This is a genomic window from Salinivibrio sp. IB282 (assembly GCF_001995685.1).
GTDB classification, from domain to species: domain Bacteria; phylum Pseudomonadota; class Gammaproteobacteria; order Enterobacterales; family Vibrionaceae; genus Salinivibrio; species Salinivibrio kushneri.
On record NZ_MUET01000108.1, the window covers coordinates 1 to 6915 of the forward strand.

The window sequence follows — 6915 nt, forward strand, 5'->3', positions numbered from 1 at the left end:
TCAATAAATAGAGTTTTCCTGACAGTTTTTAAATTAAAAAATTAGAAATAAATATGTTAAATAATAAAATTCTCGAGGTGATATTTGAAGCTTTTACATTTTATTAAAGACGAAAAGTTTCCAGACTCTGCCTATGAGTTTTTTGAAGCTGAGGCACCAGGGGAAAGCACATATATACTTCCAAACAAACATGATTCTATTAAATATTTGAGAAAAATCAAGCCAGTCAGAGTTTCTAAGTACGCATTTGCGAATAATTTTTTTATAAGGTCATTATCTGCCTATGACGCTATTATTTTTCATTCTTTGGATGAGTTTTCCTTAGAAGTGATCGCGCGTCTAGATCGTAAGATACCGATTGCTTGGATAGGTATGGGTTACGACTATTATGACATTATTAGTAAGAACAGTACTGATAGCTTACTCATGCCGGAGACTGCTAAATACCACAAACCTTCTAAACGCCATCAAGGTTTGTTGCACATTTTAAAGAAGCATCTAAGAAAATTCATTTACTCTAAGTCATCGTATAAAAAAAATGTCATAAAAAAGATCGATCTGTTTTCTCCAGTTCTTCATAGAGAGTTTTTAATGGTCAAGGAAATGGTTGGTGAACCTTTTCCAGAATATGTACGTTGGAATTACGGAAAGATCGCAGATCTAGTTGATGGTCGCCTTGGTACAAGAGAAGTGGTTGGTAGCAATATTTTAGTAGGGAATAGCGCGTCGCCTAACAATAACCATATTGATATGTTTCTTAGGCTAAAAGCTGTAGGCGTGCCAAAAAATTCTAAAGTAGTTGTTCCGCTTAGCTATGGTAACTCAGATTACAAGAAAGAAGTGATTAAACGGGGAAGAGACTGTTTTGGAGAACAATTCTTACCAATTACCGAATTTATGGAGTTTGATAAATATATCGACTTATTAGCTAGTTGTTCAAATGTAGTAATGGGACACTTGCGGCAGCAGGCGGCAGGTAACCTTTTTATCGCGATTTTCCTTGGAGCGCGTGTGTTTCTTAATGCTGAAAATCCATTATATGACGAGCTTAAAGAGATGAATTTGGATGTATCTGACGTAAATAGTATGTGTAAATATACTCTAGCTAATCAACTTCCAATAGAGATTGCCGATAGAAATAGGGAAATTGTAAAAGTAGAAAAGAGTCGAAAAAATTTTGAACGATACACAAGGAATGTAATTAAAGAATTGATGAAAATTAAAAAAGAGAAATTAGTTTAATGTCTCTCGTAAAAAAAATCTATATTGGTATGGTTTGGAGCTTCGGCGAACAGTTAGCTAGAAGAGGCACTAGTGTCATTGTGACGCTATTACTGGCACGTTTTTTAGTTCCAGAAGACTTCGGCCTAGTGGCCATGATGACTGTCTTTTTAGCGTTGGGGCAGTCACTAACAGACTCAGGATTTCGACAGGCACTTATTCGACTGCCCGAGATTTCTGAAACCGACTACTCAACTGCGTTTTATGCAAACCTAATGCTAGGTTTCGTCGCTTATAGTATGCTCTATGCCGCTGCACCGTTCATTGCAAATTTCTATGAACAAGGTCAGTTGACAAACCTAATCAGAGTTGCTTCTTTGACCACTATCATTAATGCTTTTCAAGTGGTGCAATTAGCGAGTCTAAGTCGCAATCTTAATTTTAAAGTGCAGATGCAGGCAACTGTACCTTCCAGTATTATTTCGGGATTAATAGCCATCGGGCTAGCCTACTTTAATTTTGGCGTATGGGCCTTAGTCGCTCAGTCACTAGTCGCTGCGACTATTCATACTGTCATTTTATGGTGGCGACAAGGTTGGCGTCCTTCTGAAAAGTTTAGTTGGGTCTCTTTCAAAGAGATGTATAATTTTGGATATAAGCTTTTTCTTTCTGGAAGCTTGGATACTTTATTTAAAAATCTGTACCCAATGGTTATTGCAAAAGCGTTCTCGGCCCCAGCGGCAGGGTTATATTTTTTTGCAGATAGAATTCGTGAACTGGTGGTCAGCCAGATTTTGCATTCGATACAAGCGGTCACATTTCCCGCTTTGGCGAAAAAACAAGCCAGTATCACAGAGCTTAAACGTGGTTATCGGCGTGTGATCAAAGTCATTATCGCCCTATTCGTGCCACTGGTAGCTGGCTTAATTCTGGTTGCACCTTGGTTGTTTGAATTACTGTTTCCTGAAGACTGGTATCCAGCGCATCGGTACTTGCAGATTCTCTGCCTTGCTGTATTGCTTCAACCCCTAAACTCGCTTAATTTGAATATTCTTAGGGTGCTTGGGCGGTCCGATATTCTGCTTGCATTGGAGGTTTTCAAAAAGATAGTGGTAGCGTTGGTTCTTATGATTACCGCACAGATCAGTCTGGAGGCATTGATGTGGGGCCAAGTTATTCAGTCAGTTGTTTTCTACTTTCCAAACAAGTATTTCTCAGACCGCTTGATTGGCTATTCATTTGTTGAGCAGTTCAGGGATGTTGGTCTTTATTATGGGGCAACAGCAATTGTGTTCTGCACCGTATTTTGGGTTATAGCGCAGATTCAGGTTGGCACATTGACAAGTCTCGGTATGACGCTTATCGTGTCTTCGATACTGTATGTTTTGGCTATTTTCCTACTGGATAAACCGTTAGTTAAAGAGATTCTCAATGTTTTTAAAAGGGTATAGTCGCTTGATTCATAAAATTCTAACCAGACTAAAAAAATCATCTTTATAGCTGTCCTAAGAGTGTGAGTAGAGCATAAAGAACGAGTGCTTGCAAAGTACAGAGAAAGCGAGCCGGTGTTTATTCTCGGTGTACAGAAGTCCGGCACTACCGCGATAGCTGCACTTTTATCAGACGCGACTGAGACTCCTGTAACGCTGGACATAACCCGAGCAATCAGCCGGCCAGGAGCGAAAACTTTAAGGAAGTATGGTGTAGAGGATTTCGGTGACTTTATATGCCGATATCGGAGAGAGTTCTCAAGAAAAATCATTAGAGAGCCTGGTCTGACATTTGATTATCAAAGCCTTAAAGAATATTTCCCTAAGGCTCGATTTGTGATGATTATGCGGGAGCCAAAGGATAACGTTCGTAGTATCTTAAACCGACTGCAAGTACCGGACAACTTGCAGTGGCTTGATCCAGAACAGTGGCTGGAACTGAAAAGATCGCCAGCATGGCGGATCAATCTGGATTCTTCATGGCTAGGGCATTGGCCTGAATCCTACGTAGATTTACTTGCGTACCGCTGGCGGCTTTCAGCCGAAATTTATTTTAACGAACCTGAGGCTTTCACGTTGATCAGATACGAAAATTTTCTAACCGATAAAAAGTCAACTGTAGAGAATCTCGCCCATATATTAGGCTTTGAGGTTACTGCTGAGATCTTAGGCAAGGTAGATAACCAATATCAGCCAAAAGGTAAACGCGTTACTGACTATGCAAGTATTATGGTGAAAATATTCAATATCTTAGAAAACAGTGTGCAGAAGGTGCTAGAAGACTCGGGTATTGGTGAGTCGATGTCCAGGGAAAACGCATGAAGATCCGCAACCAATGAGATCACTGAAATACCTAAGCTGCTGGAATTGCTCGACATTTCAGGTTGTTTGATTACTATAGATGCCATGGGTTGTCAGCGAAAAATCGCACAGAAAATCATTAATAAAAATGCCGATTATTTGCTCGCTGTTAAAGGAAACCAAGGTAAGTTACAGGGAAAACGCATGAAGATCCKCRYCATGCCTGGGMTMGCAAYTTAATGACTTAGTTGTCACTTAAGGCTAAAAACCGTGCGTTATGCCATATTTATTAATTAAAATAAGTGAAAATAAAGAATCAATTTGTTGATCATTTTCAGTGCGATTTAATGGTCTCCTAACGTTTAGGAGATTAAAAATGACAGAAGATAAAAGTCCATTTATGCATTTCGTTTCCATTAGAGACATTCGTCAAGAAGGTAAAGTTGAACATACGTTATCAGATATTATTTTGATAACGATTTGTGCGGTRTTGTCTGGTCATGATACCTGGAAAGGTATTAGTGATTATGGACGTAAGCAGCGTGATTTTTTATTACGCTTTGGCTTCTCAGGTAAAACATCACCCTCGGCAGATACGATTGCAAGAGTGATGGGAACCATCAGTACAAAAGCATTACAAAAAGCCTTCATAGAATGGATGAAATCGTGTCATGAATTAACGGATGGTGAAGTAGTTGCCATTGATGGAAAAACACTGAGGGGTTCATATAACAGAGCAACAGACCAAGCTGCGATTCATATGGTTAATGCGTTCGCAACCGCAAATGGTGTATGCCTCGGACAGTCGAAAGTAGGCAGTAAGACAAATGAGATTACTGCCATCCCTAAGTTGCTGGAATTGCTTGATGTTTCAGGTTGTTTGATTACCATAGATGCCATGGGTTGTCAGCACAAAATCGCACAGAAAATCATCGATAAAAATGCTGATTATTTGCTCGCTGTTAAAGGAAACCAAGATAAGTTAGACAAAGCGTTTGATAATTATTACCGGCCTTCAATGCTTCAAAACTTTGATGGTGATAGCTACTCATCACAAGAGAAATCGCATGGACGTTTAGAAACACGATGTGCACTCATCAATACCGATTTAAGTGTATTAGGTGATTTAGCTTATGATTGGCCTGAACTAAAAACGATGGGCATCATGGTGAGTGTTCGACAAGAAGGCAAACACGCCGACGAATCCGATATTTCTGTGCGCTATTATATAAGTTCAAAAGCACTGACAGCGAAAGAGCTTCATGATGCTACTCGCTCGCACTGGCTAATTGAATCAATGCATTGGCAACTCGATGTTGGATTAAAAGAAGATGCCTGCCGAATTAGGGTAGATGACCGAGCTGAAGTTTTTGCACGAATAAGGCAAATGGTTTTGAATTTATTAAAGCAAGAGAAGAGTTTCAAAGCCGGCATTCAACGCAAGCGAATGATGTGCGCGATGGACCAAGAGTACTTGGCGACCGTGCTGGGAAGCCTTTCATGACGCGGATGTTCATGCGTTTTCCGTGAGGTAAGTTAGACAAAGCGTTTGATAATTATTACCGGCCTTCAATGCTTCAAAACTTTGATGGTGACAGCTACTCATCACAAGAGAAATCGCATGGACGTTTAGAAACACGATGTGCACTCATCAATATCGATTTAAGTGTATTAGGTGATTTAGCTTATGATTGGCCTGAATTAAAAACGATGGGCATCATGGTGAGTGTTCGACAAGAAGGCAAACACGCCGACGAATCCGATATTTCTGTGCGCTATTATATAAGTTCAAAAGCACTGACAGCGAAAGAGCTTCATGATGCCACTCGCTCGCACTGGTTAATTGAATCAATGCACTGGCAACTCGATGTTGGATTAAAAGAAGATGCCTGCCGAATTAGGGTAGATGACCGAGCGGAAGTTTTTGCACGAATAAGGCAAATGGTTTTGAATTTATTAATGAAAGAGAAGAGTTTCAAAGCCGGGATTCAACGCAAGCGAATGATGTATGCGATGGACCAAGAGTACCTGGCGACCGTGCTGGGAAGCCTTTCATGACGGGGATGTTCATGCGTTTTCTGTGGATACCCATAAATTTTAAACGGTTGAAGAATAAACCACAGACTATATAGTCAGCTTAAGGTGATAATGTGAAAGACAAAATTTGTATGATTGGTTTGGGATATGTAGGCCTCCCTTTAGCAGCTGCTTTTGCGGAAAAGATGTCGGTGGTAGGTTTTGATATAGATCAACAACGTATCAATGAACTAGAAACAGGATACGACCGCACTTTAGAAATAGAAAACGCAGAGCTCGTTTCTGTAAAAGCGAATATGGACTACACTTCCGATATAAAGCAGGCACAGGATTGTAATATTTATATTGTTACTGTACCAACGCCGATTGATTCCACTAACCGACCAGATTTAACTCCGCTCATTAAGTCTTCGCAGTTTGTTGGTAGTGTACTTAAACAAGGTGATATTGTTATCTACGAATCTACTGTTTATCCTGGTGTGACTGAAGATGTTTGTGTGCCTGTGTTAGAGAAAATTTCAGGTTTGAAATTCAATGTCGATTTCTTTTGTGGATATTCACCAGAGCGTATTAATCCAGGTGATAAAGAGCGCACGGTAAAAAACATTTTAAAAGTGACATCGGGTTCAACGCCGGAAGTAGCGAAACGTATAGATGACCTTTACAAATCGATAATTACAGCTGGAACACATCTAGCATCAAGCATTAWGGTAGCTGAAGCATCTAAAGTTATCGAGAATACCCAACGCGATGTGAATATTGCATTAATTAATGAATTGGCTTTGATTTTTAATCAAATTGGTATCGATACAAGTGAGGTTCTAGCTGCAGCCGCTACAAAGTGGAACTTCATTAAATTATCACCAGGCCTAGTTGGTGGCCACTGTATTGGCGTAGATCCGTATTATCTTACCTTTAAAGCTGAAGAGCTCGGTTATAAGCCTAACTTGATCTTAGCTTCTCGGCAAATCAATAGTGGTATGAGTAAATATGTGGCCGACCAAACTATTAAATATATGATCAAAGCGGGCTGCCGAATCAAAGACTCAGATATCCTGATGTTGGGTGTAACCTTTAAAGAAGATTGTCCTGATATGCGAAACACAAAGGTAGTAGATATTATTAGAGAACTTAAAGATTTTGGCGCAAATGTTGATGTTTACGACCCCTGGGTAGATATTGAAGCTGAGTCAAGTTGGTATAAATACGGGGTTATTAGTAATCCTTTAAGTACAGATAAAAAATATGATGCTATCATTGTGGCTGTTTCACATCACGAATTTAAAACTTATACCCAAGAAGACTTTGTTAAACTGTCAAAAGATCACCCTGTAATTATAGATGTAAAAGGCACAGTTCCTAATCC

Annotated in this window: 5 protein-coding genes and 2 pseudogenes; all 7 read left to right on the forward strand. The window is 39.7% G+C overall.

The features are described from left to right. Positions 1-84 precede the first annotated feature (84 nt). On the forward strand, positions 85-1242 hold the full coding sequence (locus BZG14_RS14520) for a TDP-N-acetylfucosamine:lipid II N-acetylfucosaminyltransferase (RefSeq protein WP_077609067.1): 1158 nt from the start codon (positions 85-87) through the stop codon (positions 1240-1242). Then, complete coding sequence (locus BZG14_RS14525; RefSeq protein WP_077609068.1) at positions 1242-2672, forward strand: lipopolysaccharide biosynthesis protein; 1431 nt, start codon at positions 1242-1244, stop codon at positions 2670-2672. The genes BZG14_RS14520 and BZG14_RS14525 overlap by 1 nt, the downstream gene beginning before the upstream one ends. A gap of 84 nt (positions 2673-2756) precedes the next feature. After that, positions 2757-3533, forward strand: coding sequence for a sulfotransferase family protein (locus BZG14_RS14530; RefSeq protein WP_077609069.1), 777 nt, complete (start codon positions 2757-2759; stop codon positions 3531-3533). A 9-nt stretch (positions 3534-3542) separates the two neighbouring features. Further along, positions 3543-3707 (forward strand): annotated as a pseudogene (locus BZG14_RS15505) (ISAs1 family transposase); the annotation flags it as partial. Positions 3708-3888: 181 nt separating this feature from the next. Beyond that, positions 3889-5016, forward strand: a complete 1128-nt coding sequence (locus BZG14_RS14535; protein WP_077609070.1) for an ISAs1 family transposase — start codon at positions 3889-3891, stop codon at positions 5014-5016. A gap of 26 nt (positions 5017-5042) precedes the next feature. After that, a pseudogene (locus tag BZG14_RS14540) lies at positions 5043-5570 on the forward strand (ISAs1 family transposase); the annotation flags it as partial. A gap of 92 nt (positions 5571-5662) precedes the next feature. Further along, positions 5663-6915, forward strand: a 1253-nt coding sequence (locus BZG14_RS14545) for a nucleotide sugar dehydrogenase (protein WP_077609071.1), incomplete at its 3' end; no start/stop codon positions are given.

What these genes read in the sequence shown, in the direction of transcription:
- BZG14_RS14525 (WP_077609068.1), top strand. Translation starts at nt 1,242, where the DNA reads ATGTCTCTCGTAAAAAAAATCTATATTGGTATGGTTTGGAGCTTCGGC.